Source organism: Limosilactobacillus agrestimuris, assembly GCF_943193105.1.
GTDB classification, from domain to species: Bacteria; Bacillota; Bacilli; order Lactobacillales; family Lactobacillaceae; genus Limosilactobacillus; species Limosilactobacillus agrestimuris.
This window is the reverse complement of sequence record NZ_CALPCW010000011.1, coordinates 13,265-33,783: the sequence shown is the minus strand read 5'-3', so window position 1 is coordinate 33,783 and position 20,519 is coordinate 13,265. Positions and strand designations below refer to the sequence as shown.

The 20,519-nt window shown below is 37.8% G+C and carries 42 protein-coding genes; 9 read left to right on the top strand and 33 right to left on the bottom strand.

Going from position 1 to position 20,519, the window contains the following annotated elements; translation table 11 throughout:
• Position 1 precedes the first annotated feature (1 nt).
• The 30 genes from NFR46_RS07445 to NFR46_RS07295 form a co-directional block, all read right to left on the bottom strand.
• Positions 2 to 739 carry a deoxynucleoside kinase gene (locus tag NFR46_RS07445; RefSeq protein WP_251576110.1) on the bottom strand — a complete coding sequence of 246 codons (738 nt, stop codon included), beginning with the start codon at positions 737 to 739 and terminating at the stop codon, positions 2 to 4.
• Complete coding sequence (locus NFR46_RS07440) at positions 736 to 1,377, bottom strand: hypothetical protein (protein ID WP_251576108.1); 642 nt, start codon at positions 1,375 to 1,377, stop codon at positions 736 to 738. Before NFR46_RS07440 ends, NFR46_RS07445 begins: the two co-directional genes overlap by 4 nt.
• A gap of 9 nt (positions 1,378 to 1,386) precedes the next feature.
• Entirely contained in the window at positions 1,387 to 1,842 is a 456-nt protein-coding gene (locus NFR46_RS07435) for a DUF1064 domain-containing protein (RefSeq protein ID WP_251576106.1), read from the bottom strand.
• A 127-nt stretch (positions 1,843 to 1,969) separates the two neighbouring features.
• Positions 1,970 to 2,158: a hypothetical protein gene (locus tag NFR46_RS07430; protein ID WP_251576104.1), complete on the bottom strand. Its 189-nt coding sequence runs from the start codon at positions 2,156 to 2,158 to the stop codon at positions 1,970 to 1,972.
• Positions 2,159 to 2,399: 241 nt separating this feature from the next.
• Complete coding sequence (locus NFR46_RS07425) at positions 2,400 to 2,918, bottom strand: hypothetical protein (protein ID WP_251576171.1); 519 nt, start codon at positions 2,916 to 2,918, stop codon at positions 2,400 to 2,402.
• 561 nt (positions 2,919 to 3,479) lie between these two features.
• Complete coding sequence (locus NFR46_RS07415; RefSeq protein ID WP_251576102.1) at positions 3,480 to 3,683, bottom strand: hypothetical protein; 204 nt, start codon at positions 3,681 to 3,683, stop codon at positions 3,480 to 3,482.
• Positions 3,684 to 3,953 carry a DUF6275 family protein gene (locus NFR46_RS07410; protein WP_251576101.1) on the bottom strand — a complete coding sequence of 90 codons (270 nt, stop codon included), beginning with the start codon at positions 3,951 to 3,953 and terminating at the stop codon, positions 3,684 to 3,686.
• The gene (locus NFR46_RS07405; protein WP_251576100.1) at positions 3,953 to 4,174 is read right to left on the bottom strand and encodes a hypothetical protein; all 222 of its coding nucleotides are present in this window, start codon (positions 4,172 to 4,174) and stop codon (positions 3,953 to 3,955) included. The genes NFR46_RS07410 and NFR46_RS07405 overlap by 1 nt, the downstream gene beginning before the upstream one ends.
• Positions 4,161 to 4,634 (bottom strand): class I SAM-dependent methyltransferase, encoded by a 474-nt coding sequence (locus tag NFR46_RS07400; protein ID WP_251576099.1) that lies wholly within the window; start codon positions 4,632 to 4,634, stop codon positions 4,161 to 4,163. The genes NFR46_RS07405 and NFR46_RS07400 overlap by 14 nt, the downstream gene beginning before the upstream one ends.
• Positions 4,621 to 4,794 carry a hypothetical protein gene (locus NFR46_RS07395; RefSeq protein WP_251576097.1) on the bottom strand — a complete coding sequence of 58 codons (174 nt, stop codon included), beginning with the start codon at positions 4,792 to 4,794 and terminating at the stop codon, positions 4,621 to 4,623. The genes NFR46_RS07400 and NFR46_RS07395 overlap by 14 nt, the downstream gene beginning before the upstream one ends.
• Positions 4,784 to 5,110, bottom strand: coding sequence for a hypothetical protein (locus NFR46_RS07390; protein WP_251576095.1), 327 nt, complete (start codon positions 5,108 to 5,110; stop codon positions 4,784 to 4,786). Before NFR46_RS07390 ends, NFR46_RS07395 begins: the two co-directional genes overlap by 11 nt.
• The gene (locus tag NFR46_RS07385; protein WP_251576093.1) at positions 5,110 to 5,577 is read right to left on the bottom strand and encodes a hypothetical protein; all 468 of its coding nucleotides are present in this window, start codon (positions 5,575 to 5,577) and stop codon (positions 5,110 to 5,112) included. The genes NFR46_RS07390 and NFR46_RS07385 overlap by 1 nt, the downstream gene beginning before the upstream one ends.
• A 44-nt stretch (positions 5,578 to 5,621) precedes the next feature.
• Entirely contained in the window at positions 5,622 to 5,810 is a 189-nt protein-coding gene (locus NFR46_RS07380; protein ID WP_251576091.1) for a hypothetical protein, read from the bottom strand.
• A 5-nt stretch (positions 5,811 to 5,815) separates the two neighbouring features.
• A complete protein-coding gene (locus tag NFR46_RS07375; RefSeq protein WP_251576089.1) occupies positions 5,816 to 6,637 on the bottom strand; it encodes a DNA-methyltransferase in 822 nt (273 codons plus the stop codon).
• Positions 6,638 to 6,874 carry a hypothetical protein gene (locus NFR46_RS07370; RefSeq protein WP_251576087.1) on the bottom strand — a complete coding sequence of 79 codons (237 nt, stop codon included), beginning with the start codon at positions 6,872 to 6,874 and terminating at the stop codon, positions 6,638 to 6,640.
• 160 nt (positions 6,875 to 7,034) lie between these two features.
• The gene (locus NFR46_RS07365) at positions 7,035 to 7,856 is read right to left on the bottom strand and encodes an ATP-binding protein (protein WP_251576085.1); all 822 of its coding nucleotides are present in this window, start codon (positions 7,854 to 7,856) and stop codon (positions 7,035 to 7,037) included.
• A 12-nt stretch (positions 7,857 to 7,868) separates the two neighbouring features.
• On the bottom strand, positions 7,869 to 8,573 hold the full coding sequence (locus NFR46_RS07360; RefSeq protein ID WP_251576083.1) for a conserved phage C-terminal domain-containing protein: 705 nt from the start codon (positions 8,571 to 8,573) through the stop codon (positions 7,869 to 7,871).
• Between the two features lie 21 nt (positions 8,574 to 8,594).
• Positions 8,595 to 8,858, bottom strand: coding sequence for a hypothetical protein (locus NFR46_RS07355; protein WP_251576081.1), 264 nt, complete (start codon positions 8,856 to 8,858; stop codon positions 8,595 to 8,597).
• Between the two features lie 23 nt (positions 8,859 to 8,881).
• A complete protein-coding gene (locus NFR46_RS07350) occupies positions 8,882 to 9,202 on the bottom strand; it encodes a hypothetical protein (RefSeq protein WP_251576079.1) in 321 nt (106 codons plus the stop codon).
• On the bottom strand, positions 9,186 to 9,872 hold the full coding sequence (locus tag NFR46_RS07345) for a putative HNHc nuclease (RefSeq protein WP_251576076.1): 687 nt from the start codon (positions 9,870 to 9,872) through the stop codon (positions 9,186 to 9,188). Before NFR46_RS07345 ends, NFR46_RS07350 begins: the two co-directional genes overlap by 17 nt.
• 3 nt (positions 9,873 to 9,875) lie before the next feature.
• Complete coding sequence (gene ssb, locus NFR46_RS07340) at positions 9,876 to 10,400, bottom strand: single-stranded DNA-binding protein (protein ID WP_251576074.1); 525 nt, start codon at positions 10,398 to 10,400, stop codon at positions 9,876 to 9,878.
• A complete protein-coding gene (locus tag NFR46_RS07335) occupies positions 10,393 to 11,100 on the bottom strand; it encodes an ERF family protein (protein WP_251576072.1) in 708 nt (235 codons plus the stop codon). Before NFR46_RS07335 ends, ssb begins: the two co-directional genes overlap by 8 nt.
• Before the next feature lie 14 nt (positions 11,101 to 11,114).
• Positions 11,115 to 11,594 carry a host-nuclease inhibitor Gam family protein gene (locus NFR46_RS07330; RefSeq protein ID WP_251576070.1) on the bottom strand — a complete coding sequence of 160 codons (480 nt, stop codon included), beginning with the start codon at positions 11,592 to 11,594 and terminating at the stop codon, positions 11,115 to 11,117.
• A gap of 2 nt (positions 11,595 to 11,596) precedes the next feature.
• Entirely contained in the window at positions 11,597 to 11,755 is a 159-nt protein-coding gene (locus tag NFR46_RS07325) for a hypothetical protein (RefSeq protein ID WP_251576068.1), read from the bottom strand.
• Positions 11,752 to 11,937: a hypothetical protein gene (locus tag NFR46_RS07320; RefSeq protein WP_251576066.1), complete on the bottom strand. Its 186-nt coding sequence runs from the start codon at positions 11,935 to 11,937 to the stop codon at positions 11,752 to 11,754. The genes NFR46_RS07325 and NFR46_RS07320 overlap by 4 nt, the downstream gene beginning before the upstream one ends.
• Positions 11,934 to 12,632 carry a hypothetical protein gene (locus NFR46_RS07315; protein WP_251576063.1) on the bottom strand — a complete coding sequence of 233 codons (699 nt, stop codon included), beginning with the start codon at positions 12,630 to 12,632 and terminating at the stop codon, positions 11,934 to 11,936. Before NFR46_RS07315 ends, NFR46_RS07320 begins: the two co-directional genes overlap by 4 nt.
• A 25-nt stretch (positions 12,633 to 12,657) precedes the next feature.
• Positions 12,658 to 12,837 (bottom strand): hypothetical protein, encoded by a 180-nt coding sequence (locus NFR46_RS07310; protein WP_251576062.1) that lies wholly within the window; start codon positions 12,835 to 12,837, stop codon positions 12,658 to 12,660.
• 146 nt (positions 12,838 to 12,983) lie between these two features.
• On the bottom strand, positions 12,984 to 13,313 hold the full coding sequence (locus NFR46_RS07305; RefSeq protein WP_251576060.1) for a hypothetical protein: 330 nt from the start codon (positions 13,311 to 13,313) through the stop codon (positions 12,984 to 12,986).
• A gap of 15 nt (positions 13,314 to 13,328) precedes the next feature.
• On the bottom strand, positions 13,329 to 13,730 hold the full coding sequence (locus NFR46_RS07300; RefSeq protein WP_251576058.1) for a hypothetical protein: 402 nt from the start codon (positions 13,728 to 13,730) through the stop codon (positions 13,329 to 13,331).
• Positions 13,717 to 14,526 carry a phage antirepressor KilAC domain-containing protein gene (locus NFR46_RS07295; RefSeq protein ID WP_251576056.1) on the bottom strand — a complete coding sequence of 270 codons (810 nt, stop codon included), beginning with the start codon at positions 14,524 to 14,526 and terminating at the stop codon, positions 13,717 to 13,719. The genes NFR46_RS07300 and NFR46_RS07295 overlap by 14 nt, the downstream gene beginning before the upstream one ends.
• 48 nt (positions 14,527 to 14,574) lie before the next feature.
• On the opposite strand from NFR46_RS07295, the gene NFR46_RS07290 reads away from it, so the two are divergent.
• Together NFR46_RS07290 and NFR46_RS07285 are read left to right on the top strand one after the other, a co-directional pair.
• Positions 14,575 to 14,733, top strand: a complete 159-nt coding sequence (locus NFR46_RS07290; protein ID WP_251576054.1) for a hypothetical protein — start codon at positions 14,575 to 14,577, stop codon at positions 14,731 to 14,733.
• 468 nt (positions 14,734 to 15,201) lie between these two features.
• On the top strand, positions 15,202 to 15,699 hold the full coding sequence (locus NFR46_RS07285) for a hypothetical protein (RefSeq protein ID WP_251576052.1): 498 nt from the start codon (positions 15,202 to 15,204) through the stop codon (positions 15,697 to 15,699).
• Here NFR46_RS07285 and NFR46_RS07280 read toward each other — a convergent pair.
• Positions 15,677 to 15,877, bottom strand: a complete 201-nt coding sequence (locus tag NFR46_RS07280) for a hypothetical protein (protein WP_251576050.1) — start codon at positions 15,875 to 15,877, stop codon at positions 15,677 to 15,679. The two genes, NFR46_RS07285 and NFR46_RS07280, sit on opposite strands and share 23 nt — an antisense overlap.
• 6 nt (positions 15,878 to 15,883) lie before the next feature.
• Complete coding sequence (locus NFR46_RS07275) at positions 15,884 to 16,087, bottom strand: helix-turn-helix domain-containing protein (protein ID WP_251576048.1); 204 nt, start codon at positions 16,085 to 16,087, stop codon at positions 15,884 to 15,886.
• A gap of 82 nt (positions 16,088 to 16,169) precedes the next feature.
• On the opposite strand from NFR46_RS07275, the gene NFR46_RS07270 reads away from it, so the two are divergent.
• The gene (locus NFR46_RS07270; RefSeq protein ID WP_251576046.1) at positions 16,170 to 16,424 is read left to right on the top strand and encodes a hypothetical protein; all 255 of its coding nucleotides are present in this window, start codon (positions 16,170 to 16,172) and stop codon (positions 16,422 to 16,424) included.
• On the opposite strand, the gene NFR46_RS07265 is transcribed toward NFR46_RS07270, so the two are convergent.
• On the bottom strand, positions 16,414 to 16,623 hold the full coding sequence (locus NFR46_RS07265) for a hypothetical protein (protein ID WP_251576044.1): 210 nt from the start codon (positions 16,621 to 16,623) through the stop codon (positions 16,414 to 16,416). The two genes, NFR46_RS07270 and NFR46_RS07265, sit on opposite strands and share 11 nt — an antisense overlap.
• Positions 16,624 to 16,935: 312 nt before the next feature.
• On the opposite strand from NFR46_RS07265, the gene NFR46_RS07260 reads away from it, so the two are divergent.
• Genes NFR46_RS07260 through NFR46_RS07235 form a run of 6 tightly spaced genes read left to right on the top strand, consistent with a single transcriptional unit; the run spans position 16,936 to position 20,492 of the window.
• The gene (locus tag NFR46_RS07260) at positions 16,936 to 17,358 is read left to right on the top strand and encodes a helix-turn-helix domain-containing protein (protein WP_251576042.1); all 423 of its coding nucleotides are present in this window, start codon (positions 16,936 to 16,938) and stop codon (positions 17,356 to 17,358) included.
• 13 nt (positions 17,359 to 17,371) lie between these two features.
• Positions 17,372 to 17,806: an ImmA/IrrE family metallo-endopeptidase gene (locus NFR46_RS07255; protein ID WP_251576040.1), complete on the top strand. Its 435-nt coding sequence runs from the start codon at positions 17,372 to 17,374 to the stop codon at positions 17,804 to 17,806.
• 55 nt (positions 17,807 to 17,861) lie between these two features.
• A complete protein-coding gene (locus tag NFR46_RS07250) occupies positions 17,862 to 18,473 on the top strand; it encodes a hypothetical protein (protein WP_251576038.1) in 612 nt (203 codons plus the stop codon).
• A 37-nt stretch (positions 18,474 to 18,510) separates the two neighbouring features.
• Positions 18,511 to 19,065, top strand: a complete 555-nt coding sequence (locus NFR46_RS07245; protein ID WP_251576036.1) for a hypothetical protein — start codon at positions 18,511 to 18,513, stop codon at positions 19,063 to 19,065.
• 13 nt (positions 19,066 to 19,078) lie between these two features.
• Positions 19,079 to 19,588, top strand: coding sequence for a hypothetical protein (locus tag NFR46_RS07240; protein ID WP_251576034.1), 510 nt, complete (start codon positions 19,079 to 19,081; stop codon positions 19,586 to 19,588).
• Between the two features lie 43 nt (positions 19,589 to 19,631).
• Positions 19,632 to 20,492 (top strand): Abi-alpha family protein, encoded by an 861-nt coding sequence (locus tag NFR46_RS07235; protein ID WP_251576032.1) that lies wholly within the window; start codon positions 19,632 to 19,634, stop codon positions 20,490 to 20,492.
• The last annotated feature ends 27 nt before the right edge of the window (positions 20,493 to 20,519 follow it).

Below are 20,519 nucleotides of genomic sequence, written 5' to 3'. Positions count from 1 at the left end.
GCTATTCCCTCCGTGATTTAATTTTTAAATATTCTTCCGTCGATAAATGCCCCAGTTCAACTAACCGTTCTTCAATGTCATCTAACACAATATTCCTATCGTCTCGATTACCGATGAAGTCGTACTTATCCCCGTTAACGACCAACAAATCTGACTGATCGTAGTTATCACGCCAATCTGCATAATATCGAAGAAGTTTCTTGTAGTACTGTTCCAACGAAGGGTCAACCTCAACTTGTTCAAACTTTCTACCCCGCTTCTTGATACGATTAATCATCGTTTGATAACTAACATCAATCATTACCATCAAATCTGGTCGCTTCTTGTGCGCTGCATATGGTAATTCTTCCATCATATTATCTAATAGTGATTCGTAAACGTTCCATTCAATTGGTGTTGCATTACCCTCATCCGCATTCATCTTCATAAAGATTGCATCCTCATAAATTGAACGGTCAAGAACATTGTTATCGTCCTGCATTGCCTTCTTTATCATTGCGAATCGCTTATTCAAAAAGTAAATCTGGAGTAAGAAAGCATATGGGTTAGTGGCATCCTTATTACCTTCCTTACGTTTTCGTGCTGCAATTTCGTTTCCTTTGTAGAATAACGGCAATACTGGGTTATCCTTTACAGGCTCAAAGTATGGTGTTGAGCCTAGTTCTTTGGCTAATATCTCGGTCAGGCTAGATTTCCCCGCCCCAATTATTCCGGCCATTGTAATTAAGATTTCAATCATTCCTTCCTACCAGTGGCAACTAAATAACCGTTGATGTTATCTAAAACATTGCCAAGGGTATAATGTGTTTTACTGCTGTTATACGCTTTAAGTACCGGTACAAATCGCCCATAGAACTCTTTTGAACTTAATCTATATAAGTATCTAAGGTGCTCGTAACTTACACCACTACTTTTCAAAATAATCATTTGTTTCTCTGTTGGTTCTTCGCTTAAATACAGTTCAATATACTGTTTAACCTTACCGAGATAATCACTCTCACTAATGTTGTGACGAGTTAACAATCCCCGTTTCTCAAAGAAATAATGTTGTTGCCCTGTCACCCGCATAATCCGATCCAAACTAATATTTTGCATTCTCATTAGTCGACAGATGTTAATTGATCTGGTGGTTTTATTACCCTTCATTTGTGAGAAACGTTTCTTCCAATAACGAATTGCACTATCTTCTGGATTGGGGCTAAGAACCTCCCGATCTTCTTCTCTTAATGAGTTTCGGAATTCTCTATAAATTGCATCGGTATCTGGTGGCCCAAATTTCCGTAAATACTCATCTAAAAATTTAGAGTGTGGGGCAGTTGGTCGTTCTCGATATCGTTCATATTCAGTTGCCAGCAATATTGCTTGTGGAATTTCCACAGTATCACCTCACATTCCTATATAGTCTGTAATGTCATAATCAATGTTTGTCATTCGGTAAACGTCGAAACTTGTAGTTAATCCGATAACTGTCATCTTAAAACAGTGGGTCAGGTTAGTTACTATTTCCACGGGTACGTGGTATCGCTTCTCAAAGAGCTTAAACCGCAGTTTTGCTGGTCCTTGTATATAGTTAGAGTTGATTGAAGTTTTATAGTCATAAACGTGTTTAATTGAACCGTCATGATTAAGAACTACAAAATCTGGTTTATAGCCAATTGAGCGAACGTTATACCCACCAAGCGCAAAGGTGTCAATGACCCGATAGTTTGGATGTAGCTTAATCTGGTAGCTAGAATTTTCTAAATAGCGTTTGTAGAACTCTAACTCACCATCACTGTCGAATTTTTCACCTTTGTAGACGTGCTTACGATTAAAATAAGTGCTTTTTCCTCGTCTTTGCATTACAAAATATCAACTCCACAGTACAACAAACATTCCGGCTATTAACGTTGCACCAATAATATCACCGCTTGATTTTGTTACTATTTCTGCTATTAAAATGGCTGTAAGACACATCAAAGGAATGTAATTAGCTATCTTCTTCATATTCATCCTCATAAAACTCATAAACTTTTTTCAGATTTATAACGATCTGATCATCAAACACTATCCAGTTGTCTTTTTCGCTATCGTTTGCTTTCTTAATTATTTCTTTTACGGATACACCAGAAACAAATTGATTCATTCCACCGTCAAAATAAAACCTAACGCCTTTCATTCACTCTCACACTTTCTAACTAAGTTTTCTTCCACATTTCGGACAAAAGCTTATCTGAGTTGGGAAATTGGCAATTGTATTGCAGTCAGGCGGATAGCCTGTCCCAATTAGTTCAAAATGCAATCCGTTATCATCACGGTATTTAGTTATCTGCCAATCTGCTTCATCCCAATAACCGGCTGCCCAATGCTTAAATGGGGAATGGCAGTATGGGCACTCTTTTTGATTTAGTTTTGTACTTCTATCCTTCATCAATTTTTCGTTGCGCCTCCTCAATTACTGTCATTCCTGATTCAAGCGTCCGTTTTACTTCCTTAAACGCTTTTACTAGTTCATCCCAAGCGTTATCAGTAAACCGATAGTTAGCATATGGGCTAGTCATCTTCTGACAAGCCACGTTCATCTTTTCTATGCTCTTCAAAGCTTTATTAGCCGTCTTAACCTTTCGTTGCTTAATCATTAGTCGAAGAGCGCTATTAATCGCAGATTTAACTTCTGGATTTGTCGGATTACTGATGTTTATATCGTCATGTTCATTCTCAGAGTAAACAGTAACTATAACCCGTTGCTTAGTATCGACAATCAGGACAACGTCATTTAAGCGGTACTTTTCACGATGGTTTTCTTGTGTCTCAATATACGTGCTTTGAGATAATAACCGTGTCATCCAAGTGTCTAACTCGCTTTTAGTGATGTTAAAACGGCTTTGTATTCTTTCCTTTGCATGCTCTGTTACCTTATACAAAGCATAGTTCTTCACTCCCAACAATCATTCCTCCTTATCCCTCTCATGCGTATCGTCGACCTTAATCGTTGTTACTACTCCCAGCACAAAGCCAACCACTCCAGCCCCGATTGCCGCGATTGCTAGTAGGTCATATATGCTCATTTGTCATACCTCATTAACAAAACTGTAAGAATAGCAATTGTGATAAACGGCAGTGACTTAAATAGCGCTCGCCACTTTTTATCCTTAAATTTAATTTCAACGCCAGCCCAATACATCGCATAACCGTCACCTACTAGAGCAAATATTCCCGTTAGTAGAACTGACATTAATAAACTGTTTAGCAATACTTTCATCAGTCGCACCTCTCGTAAGTACGGTGGAATATATCATCTGGAATAGTCCAATACTTGCCGTCATTGCCAATAATCCAGTCGCCTTTATCTATCTCCATAGTTCCCTTAACGGTAAAAAGGTCAAACCAAGTAAGACCGTCCATTCTGTGATCACGAATGTCATATTTTCTTATCATTTCATCAGACCCATCGAACTGTTCAGCTTGAATGGTTGCTGTCTTTCTATATGTGTGTAGCATTAGATAATCACCGTTTCCTCTGGATAATTATTAGGATCAATTGGCCCGTTGACTACAAAATCGCTAGATTTATATAAAATAGCGGTCTGAGTCGTATTGAGCATATTTGCAACTAATCTTTTTGCATTTTCTTCATTCTTAGCAACTACTAAATGACTGCCAAAATGTAATCCTTCACTTCTCGTTACTTCGTAAATGTTCATTTATTCCACCTCAAAGCACTTATTTTCTTTCTTGTCATAAACATCTAAGTAAAGTTGTTTCTTATCACCGTTATACGTAACTTCGTAATAATGCTGATCATCCTTAATTGGAGTAGCTAACAAAGCCTTATAGTTCTGTAGTACTTTCGTATACCACACAATGAACACTTCATTATCACTAATTAATCCTTGCTCAGGCTTAAGAACATTTTCGTTAGTGTGTTTAGCTACAACATGCTTTGCTTTATTAATAAATTCTCCGTTTGTCATTACTCCTCCTCGTTTAGTGGACGACCGCATTCAGGACAATAGTTGATTGGCTTTAAAGAGGCAACATAAGTAAGCCTTAGAGAAGTCCATATATGCCAACCATCATTACGAAGCATTAGCCCCAATCCGGAGCCTGGAATGTCCTGAATCATCTTGATGTGATGTTCGGCACCTTTTTCATGGCAATACGGGCAATTCTTTTGCTTTTCAGTTAGTTTCATTTTTTATAAACACGCTCCATTTCGTTTTGCTTCTCATATCACCTAAAATTGGCTGCTGACCAAAGGCTTCAAAAACTTTCTTAACTGGTATTTGATCTTCATTCCACTTAAAAAGCATAGTTCCGGTTGGCTTTAACACTCGCATGATTTCCTGAAAGGCCTCATGGAATTCATGTGGCCACCCCATTAAATCAAGGGTTCCGTATTTTTTAGCAAGCCACGAGGTCTTACCTGCACGAATTAAGTGCGGCGGGTCAAAGACCACCAAGTCGAAAGTACAATCATCAAAGGGAATATGTTTCCAGTCAGCCTGAATATCAGGTGTAATTTCAATTTTTCGTTCTTTTCCTCTATCCGTTGCTGTATATGCCACCTTGCGAATATCCATGTAGGTTGTATGTTCTTCATGCTTGTCGTACCAGAACATACGGGAGCCACAACATACATCAAGGATTTTCATCGTTATCCACCCTTTCATATCCCCAATCAATATGGTCAAATGCTACTTGTCGTGCTTGTTTTTCTAATTCATCATCAGAAATATTATCAGGAACTTCCATGATGTCAGATTCATTAAAAGATGCATTATCTGGTGATTGAATCCAAACTTTAATTTTCATTTACATACTTCTCCAATCGTGGTGCTAACCATTCGTAGGCTTCCATAGGTGAATCAAAACTAGCATTTAATTCCTCAATCCAATCCTCCGTTTTAGGTGGATAAACATACGTTGACCAGGTTACTAAAGGGATATCACCAAACCTATTATTACGCTGACTAGGAATTGGCAATCCTGTTTCCTCATCAGTCCACCATGTTCCATTACCTATTTGATCAATTCGTTCTAATTCAATTCGCCAACCATGTTTGGCTAATTCTTGAAACAAATTAAAATGTTTTTCCAATGATCTATTTGACCAATTAAAATTATTCATTAGTTGTCCTCCACCGGTTCCTTCATCGCATCAATCAGATCTACTTTCTCTGGGTAGCACTTTTTGAGTTCTTCGATGTCTGATTCAGTAAAGAACGAGTCATTATACTTTTGCGTTGAAAGTCTCCAGAGACCATTGCTAACACATAAATAGTTCTTGTAACCACTATCATCTGGTAATAACGCAAGGCGGTACTTCTTTTCCAGAAAACGCTCCTTGATTGGAGTTCTAAGAAATTCATCTACCAGCTCTAAGACTTTGCCTAATGTGTTAGGCCTTACGCCATCCAAGCAGCACCAATCAAAAACAACCTCATCCCATGAGCCAGCACCAAAATCAAGTTCTAGAAAATAGCCATACTTATTACGTGTTGATGGATAAATATATATAATATCTTTTGTTATTCCTTTACTAGCTTTCAAGCCTTTTAGGCCATTAATCGAGCTTACCAATTCATCAATCTTCATCTTCGCTGACCTCCCGTGCGTAAAGTTCAATAACCTTACCGTTCTCATACCTCACTTAAATCTTTAATGTTTACGTCTATCTCATTGATTTTTGTGCCAACATACCCAACCATGTGATCGCTCAACATACAAGTGTTGTTTAAGCTATTGACGTACCAGATATACCATTTCTTGTTGTTGTGCATCACTTGGTTATCGTTCTCCATTGCTTTCTTTGCTTCTTCTAAGGTCATTTGAGTTACACCATCGCTAATAAATCAATATCTCCGGTTGAAAGCATTTCTTTCTTCGCTTTCTCACACATTTGGCGTTCAACCTCAAAGCCATAAGCGTTACGGTTCAATTCGGCTGCTGCTCGTAATGTCGAACCACTACCGACACACGGATCAATTACCACATCACCCGGATCAGTGAAGATCTCAATCAGGCGCTTCAAAACTGGAATTGGTTTTTGAGTTGGGTGAATCTTTGGATAAGCATTATCCACTTCCCAAGGAAACCAGTTTTTAATCATCTGACCGTCATTATTAAACTTTGGTAACTTGTCCCGGTAAAACACTGTTGCATACTCGCAAGCACCAACAATTCGCATATTAGCTTTCAATACCTGTGAACTTGTCTTCTTCACAAAAACTAATGGGTACGAATGCTTGAAGCCAACCTTCTTGGCTGTTTCTTCAAGGGCGTGTGCTTGCTCATAAGCATGAAAGACAATCATCGCTGGTGACTGTGACTTACCACGACCAGTATTGCCTTTGGGTTCCTTTTTCAGCATCCGATGACCAAACTTCATGAAGTTAACCACGTTGAACCCTTCGTCACGGTTAAAAAACGTTGAATTAGCTTTATTGCTTTCACCGTTCTTAATATCACCATTCCTATACCATTCCACGCTCGAACCATATGCATCCTTTCCTACGTTATACGGTATGTCCGCAATGATTAACTGACCTTTGGGGATGTCGTAGCGTTTGAAGTTTTCAAAATTATCACAATATAATTCACACTTTAAATTTCGTTCACGCCACTGTCGAATTTGTTCTTTAGTAGGCTTTGCCATTCACATCACCACCTCTAATTTCCTGAAAGCTAACCGAAAGGTGTAATCATCAAACACCTCTGGTTCGCTCTTATCTACAAATTTCCTTGTTACAATCCAACTACCAAGTGGAACACGTTCGCCATTCAGGTAAAAGCCAATTCCGTTTTGATCTTTCTTAGTTGCAAGATTGTATTTCTTTACCAGTTCTTTTTGGCCTTCAAACCTATCTGCTTCATATGGAGCATAGTAATACATCACATCGCTCCTTTGACTTTGATATCACCATTACGAATCATTGCTAGCACAACAGCTTCGTTCACTTTATGAACGCCTGTTCCGCCACAAACGATGCATGGCATATCGTTATATATTTTTGTACCGTCACAAGCCGGACATGTTATTTGCATTTTTCACCTCAAATATTGCTTTGTTGACGCATATCTTCCATGTTGTTGAACGCAAGTCGATGCTCCGGTTTAAGAGTAATTAATCGGCTAATTGTTCTTGAACCGTAAATTGCATCTAGTTCATCCTGAACGTTGTTAGTTGTTACAATCGTGCTTCTTACCGGGTGTGGTAGTTTTCGTCCTTCTTTTAACGCTCTCTTTTGGTCTTCCCTAGTTCCTTCAAAACGAGAACGAGCAATGCTATAAATCAACCGTTGAAAACTAGGACTAATCCGGTTGCCATTCTCGAAGTTTCCGGCTTCAGCTCCCAAGTCATCAAGAATCAGCACGTCCGCATCGTTGATAAAGTTAAGCCGATCCTTCAGTTTCAACTTCAGTTCTGGGTAATCATACTGGTCAGTACTTAAGTCTCTTAATTCATTTGCCGAAACAAACATTACAGTCTTATCGTGCTTCTGGAGAATACCCGCCATCATCATTGCTAATGATGTTTTGCCAACCCCAGCATCCCCAGTCATTAACACGTTGAACGGTTTATTAATCATTTGGCGAGCTAGTAACACTGCTTTGTTCCCTAACGATTTTGCTTGCTCTACATCTTTTCGCTTATCTGGTTGCCAATCGCTAATTGCAAATTCCAGTGGTGCACCTTCCCAGAGTGATTTATCTCGGTACAGCTTGATGCGATTCTTAACAGCATCTCGGTTATACTTAGCCTCCATATCTTTATTACGTTGAACGTATTTATCGGCTAGGCTAGGGTCGTTGACATTAATATGCTCTTTGAAGATGCTTAACGGTAAATGAAAGTCTGCTTTCTCAAGTGACATAGCAATCGCTCCTTACCAGTAATGTCGTTCCTTTTTAGCGGGAATCCTTCCCGATTTCTCGTTCAAATAGCCATCAAACTTAGAGCCAAACAAGGTCTCTGGGCGTAAATACTTAACCATCTTGGCATCATTAGCCCAATCGCTATACTTGTTATCAATCACTCGCTTAAAGTCATCTAACTTGTATCCTTCATTCAAGCGAGCGTTAATGACCGTCTTATTCTTGGAAGCATTAGGCTTGTACTTAGTACCAAGTTTCTGGTTAAGGTAATCAACAATTTCTCTGCGAAGTTGGGAGTGGTCGTCAGGCCTTGCCTGACTATTACTTCTCTTGATGTGATCTTCTTTTGATGTGATCTTATATTGATGTGATCTTTGTGTGCCGATATCCTGCATAGAATTATCCTGTGTACGGTTTTTCCACATAGGTTTTTCATGCAAAACCCATTTAGAAGAACCAACTCTACCTTTGCTATCACGTTCACGCTTTCTATCAAGATATCCGGCATCTTCAAGCTCCTTAAGACCGCTTCTTAGAGCATCGCGGCCATCAGTCGAATGCTTTGCCACTTCAACTTCATTGAAATCCCAGTTTTCCGATTGAGACCAGAGATAGGCAAATATTCCTCTAGCTTTCCACGATAGCTGACTATCACGAACCAACTCTTGGTCAAGAATTGTTATATGATTTGAACGATCGCGTTTAATTCTCACCATATGTTTTGTGCTCCTAATCTTCTACCATTTATATTTAGCATCCGCTGATTTACTACCGCTATAAGCTTTTAAAACGCTGGACAAAGGAATCCATAAATCTTTTTCTCGGTCCAATACTAAAAACGTTTTACCCGCTACATTAACGGTAAGTAGCTGATTAAGTGTTGATACACCATTAACTTTGTATTTCATGTAATGAGGCTCATCGTAAGAGAATAAGCTCGTGTCGCGCGAAACGTTCTTTACTTGGTTAGTTACGATTGTTAAATAAGTATCATTTTCCATAAATTTCTTGTACCCCTCATTTTTTACATTTCAACTCTTACCTTTGCCTTAACTTTCTTTAATTGACGGTTAACGGATTTCTCCAGTTTATCTTGGAGCGCTTCATCGTCAATCGGAAAATCCATTTTAGCAACGGCTAATTTAATTTGTTTTTCTGCTTTTTCACGGATTATTTTTCTTGCATAGCCTTCTTTACGGTCGTAATAAGGATCTTCTGTTCGGAAAGCAGAAGTAAGTTCTTGTTTAATCACTGTCTTGGCTTTCTTTTCAATGTAGTCTTTTATTTCTTCTTTATGTGTTTCTACATAGTTAGTCAGTTCTTTGTCGTTAATCAGACTTTCCATAATGTCCTTGTACTCCTATTCTTTTAAGTGTTTCTGCATCAACTTTGATTCCAATATTCGTTAAATGGTGGATTTGGCAGAACTTTTGCGTACCGATTTTATGACGTTCGGAATGGTGAACACGACACAGAGCCGCTAGTCTAAATTTTGTATGATCCATATGAGTTCGATTGCGACCAGCTCCTAATTCATCAATATGATCTATATCCGCATGTTGACCGCACACTAAACATTGCCGATGTTTAATGCATTCATATTGAAAGTAGTTTTCGTTTCGAGGGAGTAATACGTATCCTTCTTTGACTGGAACGCCAAACTCGAACACAAAATCGACCACATCGTCAATGAGCTTTACTGCATCAGAGACGGTGTTTTTCGTATCATCAGCTAGGCTTATTTCATTACCTGCCGTTTTAATGGTGTATCTCGTGTAGAAATACTCCTTCAGCCATTCGGTTGGTTCACCAGACCAGTTATGAATATCACCAAGCAAGGCGAAGAAAAGAGCACGTTGACGAGGGCGTGCTTTTCTTCTGTCCTCCATGTCATAAACAACTGGTACACCATCAATCTGTCCACCGTTTAATGTTTCAATATGTTCTAAATTTGGTTGTCTATCAGGAATGATTATCCAACGATCATTCCGCCAATAAGCTTTACCTGATTCCATTGATTAGAACGGTAATTCGCTATCATCAATATTGACTGATTGTCCATTATCATATTGTTGTTGGTTGTTCTGATAGCCATTGTTATTTTGGCTCTGGTAGCCCTGTGAGCCGTTATTTCCTTGTTGCTGATAATTGCCTTGATTACCATTAAATTTGCCCTGAGCTTGGTTGTTTTGACTTTGAGGAGCATATCCTTGCTGACTGTCTTGACGGGAATCTAATAGAGCAAAGCTATCAACAATAATTTCTGTGACAAACACCCGGTTGCCTTGCTGATTTTCGTAACTCCGAGTTTGAATCCGCCCGTCTACACCAATCTTGGAACCCTTGTGAGTGAAGTTGGCGAAGTTTTCTGCTGACTTACGCCAAATAACACAGTCGATAAAATCCGCTTCTCGTTCACCGTTTTGATTCTTAAATTGACGGTCTACTGCTAAAGTAAATTGCACAACAGCTGTACCGCTTTGGGTGTAGCGTAATTCGGGGTCTTTAGTAATTCGTCCTGTTAATACTGCGCGATTAATCATTTGTTTGTCCTCCTAACATGCTTTTAGCCACGCTAATTGCTTTTTTCTGCTTATCTGTTGCGTTCATGTTTTGATACTCTTTATTAGCGTTCAATGTTTTACCGATTGCTTCTCTTACATTTGCTACTGGTGAGCCACTGTTAACTGCAATCTTATTAACTAATTTTTCAAATTCGCTTGATGCTGTTGATTTAGTTTGTTGACGTGGTGGCATTGGTTGTTGAGGTTGATTTCTGTAATTTTGTTGTCTCTGGTTAATGTTTCGTCGGTTAGCGTTTGACGCTTCATTCCCGTCATCATCTAATTCAGAACTAATTCCAAACATAGCTGCTAACTGATAACGCTTTTCATAAGTCAAAGCTGAGCCATATCCTTGGGGATCTTTTTTCTGTGGCGTTAAAGTTAACGGACCACTCTTTAACGATTCCCCACTGTCATGCAGGATGATTGTTTGTACCGCCTTATCGTTAGAATTGCCATAATCAAACACCTGTTGGACGTATGTAAGTCCCGTTCCTTTACAGGCCTCATCGATTGCCTTTTGTACCCCTTCAAGAGTTACATAATTATTCTTTAGAAAAGGGTTCTTACCATTTTTCGTTGGTTGCTTAAGGTGCTCATGAAACTTAGCAAGTGCAGCAAATATCTTTTGCTTGTCTTTACCTTTATTAGATGTTTCTTTAATTTTTTCTTCGTTCATTCACATTCTCCTAATCAGTTTTCGTCAGTAGTTTTAACGATTACTTTTAGATTTTGCTTAGCAGTGACGCCATCGACAATTTCACCGTTCTCGTCAACAACAGTTCCGTTGCCAGTGGTTTGAAGCGTCTTCTTGTAGTCTCCCCATTTAAGTGACTTCTTAATGAACTTTTCAGGGACGGTAGAAAGCAACTTCTTATCATCGTGCACATAAGAGGTGCTTTCTCGTTTTGACACGCTACCGTTACGAGACTTAAATCGATAATATGGATTCTTTTCGTACTGGCGCATGTAGAAGTCATCAATTAACGCTTCTACTTCATCAATTCGGTTTTTGCGCGCTTGCTTGGATGGCTGATACCAAGCTTCTGATTCATCAATTTCCTTTTGGTAACGTTCATCCTCACGAGTTTGTTCCTCATTAAGTTTCCGCAACCGGTATAGTTGCTTACTTAATTCTTCTTCGTTTTGAATTGGTGTTGGTTCGTTACTCATCCTCAGTCTTCCTCCATATCTGCTTTAACCATTGCATCATAGGCATCCTTACTGTAATAGTTGCCGTCTTCAACGACTACTTCATCTAAATGAAGTGTGCTGTCATCGGGGGCAAGGTGTTTCTTTTCTGCTTTTTCTAATTCTTTTTTGTTATTCGTCAAGCCCATTCCATTTCCTTTTGGTATTCATCTTCAAATCGTTCTACATCATGCTTATAGAAGCGATACATTAAAACTTGGTCATCAATTGAGCCAACATAAAGCAAATCCGCAAGATGTTTGGCTACTTCCACACGTTTAAACGCTTCTTGCTGTTCTTTAGTTGCTGTTACTTTTCCAATCATTTAAGCCACCCCGCTTCCTTAAAAAGGTCATAAACATTATGAGTAATTCGTTTCTCGCTCTTATCGGACTGGTCTTTAATAGTAGAGTTCAGCGATTCGCTTAACCGATTGGTTCGCGTACTAATGGTTGAAGCCAACTTAAACCCAACTGTTTCAGCAACTCGATTCATAAACTTATCCGAACGAGTGAGTTGTTGAGTAATGGCGCTAGCCAACTGGTACGAGAACTTATCGTTCAACTCACTAACAATTTGCTTTGATAAAGATTTATTATCAATAGGATTTACCGATGATCGATTAACTGTGGGGGTCGATCCATTACCACCATCTACATCCAAATCAACAATCAGCCTATCTTTCTCTAGCTTTATGTTCTTTTCTGGTATAGCGGTTGACTTTTGAAATGCTTTGGGAGGTTTTAAATTACTTCTCATTGCATAAGTGAAAATGATTTGATCTCTACCGCTTGCTTTTGTTACCTGAGCTTTAGAATACGTACCATTACCAAAACCAAAGTTAATGATGAACTTGTTGTCTTTAAGTGAGGGCTGGTAGAAAATTAGACCAGATGGAATCCGATACTTCAAAAGTTCTTTGAAGCACGCAGCGTCTGAAAAAATTACTAACGGCAATCGTTTGGTCGTCTTCGACTGACTTACCCATTTTCGGGTAGTAATCAATTTTTTCTCTTTCATGTGTTATAATTCTCCTGTGATATATTTATTTACTCTGTGCATCAGTATTTGCGGTACTGGTGCCTTTTTTTATTGCCCATCTATGGAATGTGTTAGCTAACGTGTAGAAAATGTACATGAACGAAATAAACATTCCTAATTCATCACCCCAGCTATAGCAGTAGCTAAAGAATCCGGTTGCTAACACTAAAACCAGTTGTTTCATTCTTTTACCCTCCCTTCAGTGTTTCTTTCTGTACTTCTTCAAAATTGGTCGTCCAGTAACCAAGTGCCTTATTAGTGCAGTCAACATGATTACTGAAATAATCAATGGTGGTGTTGCAATTTCAATAGTCAACATGCTATTAACTCCTAGGGCATTGGTTTGTTCCAGTCAATTTGACTTATATGTTCTTCGATCCATTTTCTAGCAGCTGGCAAATTAACTTTAATGGGTCGTCCCTTACCGGGATATGGATTTGTTGACCACTTTCTTGTTTCTGGGTAAGCTTTAAGAATATATAACTGAATCCATGCTTTAGCCTTCTTATCCGGAGTATATGGTCGTAGTTCTTCAATGCCTACCCACTGTTCGATTATTGGTTCTTTTTCTTCTACCATTAAGTATGGTTTCAGATATTCTGCAACTGCCTTTCTGTCTTCCGGTGGGGTCTCTTTAACAAGTTCAAGTAATGCGCTCATCAGATCAGCTCCTTCCTAACTAAATGTCTTTTGCAACATTTGATACAGCTCTTCAGCAATATTACGATAACGTTCTTGAGCTTCTCGACGACGATTAATTGGAATGCCTGTGTTTGACTTAGCATTAAATCCAATCAGGACTAGATCTCGAACATGATCCAATAACCGCCATGCTCCAAAGTTAAGTGTTTCGCCCTTTGGCCCGCGGATTTCATAGCCACTTTGGGTGAATAAGCTTAGAATCTTACTCTTATATTCACTACGTACTTGTGAAAATAAACGGTTGGTGTTATATGCCGGCGAATCAATATCGGCTGTATCAACAATCTGGTTAACTGAGTTCTCTAACCGTTCGTGACGATCTTTTTCGATCGCTTCTTTAATCATTTGGGCTACTTCTTCTTTAGTTAGTTCCAACTTCTTCACTTCCTCTGAGAAATTTATTGATAAAGTATTGCTGACCTTTGCCAGTAACTTTCGTAGTAATGGTTACCCGAATCGAACCATCAGGATTATTGACAGTCCGTTCTTTTACCTCAAACAGTCCAAGATTCATTGCTTTCTGCGTTGGCTTGTTATAGCTATCGCCACGCTTACCCAAGAAGCCATGTGTACGCATCCACTTGAATAACCGATTTTGTCCCATATCAACACCATTCTGCTTCATGATTTTGGCAAGCTGACCAATCAAGATAGATGTGTCACTTGTTGCCACAGCATCGGCAAACAGTGCTTTAGGTTTCATAACTTCGTTCTCAGCTTGTAGTTGTTTGCGATGTTGTTGTTCTTCCTTTAATTGAGTGGCTAAGCTGATGATAGTATCTGGATTAAGCAAAGCTTTCTCAATCGTTTGTGGCGTCATGTAGGCACCGTGCTTACGGATTGATGGAAGGACTTCGCCGGTGACCCAGTGCCGAAATTTTCGAGCGTTATCACGGACTGCTTCGCTCTTACTCTGCCGGCTTGCGTCAAAAATCAAATCGTACAATCCAGATTCATTAATAACTGTCATACTCTGCTTTCCACCAGGGGTCGATAACCTGTAGACCCCTTTGTCTTCTGGTTGAATATGATTACGAATTGCATCGGCAGGTTGACGATATTTCAAAGTAGTAGCAGCATCCTTGCCAACGAAATATAGTTCGCCATTAATAGTTACTGTTCGGACTGGTTGTCCTTCAAAGTTAAATAATTGTGGTTCCGTTGTTCTCACTTCTTTCTGGTAAAATTAAATTGATAAATTGCTAAGTAGGTGGATGTTATGGAACTAGATAAAATTGTGTTAAATAGAAAAGAACGAAAATTGTTGAATAAAATCAACTTTTTAACTGATTATGGAAAAAAGAGACTTATAAAGGCTGAAGACATTACCAGTCAGCCAGAGTTTGATCTACCAACTACGAAATTACGGATTAGTTGAAACACACCATTATCCGGAGCCAGAGGATAGCTATCGTTACCGCCCTGATAACGGAATTGCATCTACAGAAAAAGGTCTCCATTACAATGATTGGCATTGTGAACATCTGAGGCAGTTTTTATATAGAAGTGTCACCGTTCCAATAATCGTTTCCATAATCGCCAATTTAGCAATTCTAGTGGTAAAACATTTTTATAAATAGCAATGTAGTTAAAGCACTGACGAGCGCTGGAACTAAGATAGATTTGGTTAAACACCAAATTACTTTCTTCTTTTGGCTCAAATTGGTCATCTCCTTTTGAGGTGGCTTTTTTCGTTTGGAACAAACGACTTACCAATAAACACAATCGATGTGCAGTTAAGATAAATCTTTTTTAATTTATTTTTCGTCTCATTATTTCTTTTCATACTTACTTCCAACTTTCTGGTAAAATTTATCTAGTTCAAAATAAAGGTGGTGAAGATATCGTGGAAGAATTAAAATTTGCTAAGTACTTTGATTACTCACTTCATTTGTCTCATGAACTGGTAAAGGAGAAGATAGATAATCCAAAAGAATATCAAGTTGTTTGGAAAATTAATAATAATTTTGTAACAGCTAGTGCTTTTCGTTATCGCAAAGATATGCCATTTGAAACAGTTATTGATAAAGAATGGCAGGTTGATGAACAACCTATTTACAGCGATAAGAATTCATTTCCTTTGAATGTTCGTGAGAAGTTCTTCAAGTACTTTGGGATTGGTAAAACATTCAACAGCTTTGGTTCTCTATATTCCAACGATGCCGAGCTATTTAATCAACTCTTAAAATTCGTAAAGTCGTCTAGGCTTATTGGTGCTATCAATGATGACCAGCTCTTATACAACGTTAAAATTATGAATAGTAACATTGAGTTGCCGTTCATCGAGATTTCAGACAAAGACAAAATTAGACCTGTTTCACTTATTGAAGTTTCAGAAAATTAGATTCAAATCTGATTTTGTTATAAGCGTATTGAAGGCTTGCATATGCTTGGTCATATGTAATACCTTCTTTTTTCATTACTTGGACTAATTGTTCTCCAACAATTTTCGATTTTTCTCCAAATATCCCTATAACTGGATTTTGTCGTTCAAATTGTTTAAGGTATTCATTTTTGTTCAAATCAATCTATCTCCTTTCATACTTGATTCCAAAATTCTTAATCAAAGTGATGATGAACTTGTTCGCAGCAGGATTTGTTTTCCGTCCAGATAAATAATCAGATACATCCTGCTTGTTCATACCGTACATAGTTGCAAGTTGAGCCTGAGAAATATTGTTCTCAGCCAAGTAATTAAGAATGCGTTGTCGACCTTTTAATGTTTCTGGCATTGCGTTGCCTCCTTTCTGATAAAATTAAAAACAGGTCAATATAAAGGTGGTGAAAATATTATGGTAAAAATCACGCTTATAAATGGCGACATTATATATCAAATCAACAACTGAAGTTCATGCTTACAAAGCACTTGATGCAAAATTAGGTAGTCAACCATATTACTTAAAACAAGTTTTCAATGGCACTATTACCGATGGTAAAGAGCTAGATGTTACAAATCCCGCAATTTCAATTAGTGGATTAGTAGCATCGACTGACTTCATCGAAATAAATGATAGTGGTTATAAGTTTATTAAGACTTCGGCAGTAGCTAATGTTCAACTTACTGATTAAGTGCAAGCTGTTCTAAATTTCGTATCAAATTATCAATAAGTTCGTGTGTTTGAGAATTGCTGTAAAAAGCAAGTTGTTCTCGCAAAAACATACGAGCTTTTTTATTACTGCCAAACGTAAGCAGGAGACTATCGGTGTAATCGTTAATCATTTTCGAGTAATCATTGGTGAGCTTTTTAAACTGTTCCTTAGCGTCCATATAATTAACCTTCCTTTCTTATTTATTCCTCCGACCCGCCCAGCGTAAGTGAAAATGTAAGTATTTATTATAGAAATCAATTGACTGCCTCTATAATAAAGTGTAGACTTTGAGTATAGTTAAATAAGCGAGCAACACCATATGACACGTGCAAAATAGCGGCTTTACATAGCACGGGCCTCATATTTGCTGCTTGCGCTTTTGCTTACAAAATAACTTACAAGGATAGTGTATTAAACTTTAATATAGATGTCAACATTATTCTATCATAAAGTTTAAATTCATTTTCCATTTAATTAGGAGAACGTAGATATGACAGTGTTTGATAGAGTTAAAAAACTTGCGGAAAAGCAAGGAATATCCATTGTTGAATTAGAAGAAAAACTCGATTTCGGTAGAAATTCTCTATATTCGTGGAAAAAGAAAACTCCAAATGGTGATCGTTTGAAGAAGGTTGCTGATTTTTTTAACGTTACAACCGATTATTTATTAGGGAGAACACCCACCCCCACCTTCACTCGCAGAGATGAACGTGATGTCCAAAAAACATTAGAAGGCATGATTGAAGGACTTAGTGATAAAAATGCCCTCTCATACATGAAGAACGGTGATGAAGAGATAACTGAGGAAGATGCTGAACTCCTTCGTGCTTCATTAGAAAATGCAGTTCGCACTTCTAAGATTCTTGCTAAGAAGAAGTTCACTCCAAAGAAGTACCGCAAGAATAATGATTAGTGAGGTGGTATGAATGCGTACTGCTGATTGGATAAAGAAAAAGGCCCACGAAGTTGTATACAACGCAGGCACAAATAATCCAATGAAGATTTGCGAAGAAAATGGTATTTATGTTTGTCACCAGAATCTTGGCCGTGCCTTCCTTGGACACTATACGAACATCAAACGTATTCCTTTAATTACCCTCTCTGCGCAAAACAACGAATTTGAGGACAATTATGCTTGTGGTCACGAACTCGGTCACCACTACTGCCATCACGGGAATAATACTGAATGGCTTTCTCGAAATAACTTGAAGTTTAATACCATAGGTTCTGAATACGAAGCGAATCTATTCATGGTAAATATAATGCTTGAAGGAGTTGATGTATCTGAATTTGAAACCAAAGAGCAATTATTCAAAGCTTGCGGTATTCCACTGTGGGCAGAGAGATACGTAAAGTTATAACACCACGTCCAATATACTGATCGACGTTAAAAGCTGACTGGGAGGAAATTTTATTATGCCACACTGGTTATGGATACTTTGTTTTTGGTTAGCAATTGTTCTCATTGTTATGTTCCTTGCATTGCCTTTTACTGTAGAAGGAAGAGAAAGAATAAAATACAACAAAACTAAGTATGCATTTGCTCTATTGGTATGGTTTGGTATAGCTTGCTATATTTATCAAGATCAATTTCATCACACGAATTCAGAACCGCAAACTGAGCAAGTCACTAATTCAATAGGAAGCAAAATTGATAAGTCCGAAGCAAAGGAAGAAGCTGATGGTGCTTATTACGTAGATAAAGATGACGATAACCTTAGATACTTTATCAATAACGATAACAAGATTACTGCCATTAAATACGTTTATGGTGCTAACCCCAATAATGTTACAGATGTTATGAATAAGCTGTCTACTGATATATTCCAAGACTCTGATTTGAAATATACAAAGGACAAAACCGATAGCAATGACTTCTTGCCAGAAGGAAACTCGTTCAACGTTTACTCACCTAAGAGCAAGAAATGGTATCACGTTTCTATGCAACGAGTTTCTAATGATAAAGATGCTAAAGTATCATCATTTAGTGTATGGTCTGGCAAAGACGATAACGTTGACGATTATTAATTACGAATTAAATTAGAATATTTTGGAGATGAAATAATTGAAAAAAATAGGTTTAATTTGTGCTGTTGCACTAGTGGGGATGAGCTTAGCAGCATGTAGCAACCAGTCATATAACTTAAAAAGGCTTAGAGCCGAACATGCTCGTCTTCTTAAACAGTCAAAAACACACAAAAACCATCGCAAAACACATAAATATAAAAAGCAAACTGCTAGTTTAAAAAAGGAAAATAATTCTAAGAGTGCCAAAGGTTCTAACAAGGGTAACACTGATAATAATCGCAACCCTTCTAATCAAAATAAAAAAACTAGCCAAAACGGCAATCAAACGGCTTCAAATAATAGTCAACAACAAAATTACTCTGGTTCACATTTAGATGCTGCACAACAAGCAAATGTTAATAAAGGTCTTTATCCAGACGGAACAAGAAAGCCTGATTCATTTTCTAACAGTGCTGACTATCAACGATACAATGCTTGGTATCAAGGTTATAATTACGATCCCTCAACTGGTAGCCTAACCAGAATGAACGATCAACAATTAAACGATATGAGACAACAAATGAACGCCAACGGTGGTCAGAATTTCCAATAGGAGCTAATAAAACATGAAAAAAGGATTAATAAGTACGCTTGCTGTTGTTGCCTGCCTAGGTCTTGCTGGATGCGGAATAACCAACAGCAAGCAATCTAAAGAAAACAGTGAGGCTTCTAGCTTAAAGAAAGATAATGCTAGACTAAAATCAAGCATCAATAAGAGAAAACAAAAAGAAAAGGAACAGAGCTCTTCAAGTAATTCTGCCTCTCAAAAAAACACTAATAACCAACAAAAGAATCAATCTCAACAGCAAAATAGCCAGTCAAATACAAGTCATGCTTCACAACAAGCAAATGGTATTAATAACGCACAAGACGCGTTAAATGCTGCTAAAGCAAAATATGGTGACGGTAACGGTAACTATCATTGGACGATTATGTATGACGCTGGCACTGGTCAACCTATCAGAAATGCTGATGGCTCATACTTTGTAAAAGCAATTGACCCTACACAAGGAACTATGACAGGAACAGCTCAAAGCGTCAATGTTTATCCTGATGGTTCTATGACTAATAACTAAAACATCCCACCCGAAGGGGTGGGACGAAAGGATGTGTATAGATATGAACCAAGGGCCAAATTATGATTGGATGACTATTTGGTCGTCATTACCTCAACAAGCTCAACAAAATTTAATAAATCCTCCGACCAAAGCCATCGGTGATGGATTGGGTGGAATTTTTACGTGGGTGTTCCATAAGCCTATTGAATATTTAGCTGTTGAACAAGCAAAAGTCGAAAGCTTAAAACACATGACTGCTGAAAAGCTTTCTAAAATTTCAAAAGATAAAATGAGCCTAGATAAACGAGGCTTAATGATCAAAGAGTTAGAAGATTCTAAATACTCATTGGATAGCGATTTGATGAGAGAATATTTTTCAACGTTAATTGCTAAGACAGCAAACACGGATACTTCAAATAATATTTTACCTTATTTTTCAACTTTACTTAGTAATCTATCACCTAAAGAAGCAAAATTTCTTCTTCTTTTCAAAGGAAAGAATAGCTTAATTGGAGATTATATCAAAGACAGCATTGCCTTAGCTAACATAAAATTCTACGATTCGACTATGAGCAATCATACCACTTTTAGTGTCGATAACATTTTATTGAAATATGATGATCAAAATAAAATTAAATCCTTCTCACAAGAAATTGATATTTTAAATTCCTTGGGTGTAGTGCAAAGAAACATTGGGAGCTTCCATGAAGAACTAAGGAACGACCTAGAAGAAATAAAAAGGCTATCAAATCTCCCAAAACTTAAGAAGGGATTAGATAGAAGATTTGATGTCAACATCGATCACCCTGGAGAAACCCCTATTTTCATTAGTAAACATCCATATAACAAAGTCGTTTTTGAATATGGTGAATTAAGATTAACTAATCTTGGGAATTCATTTGTTAGCACTATTCTGCTTTAATTTTTTGTAAATGCCTAGCTTTTGATC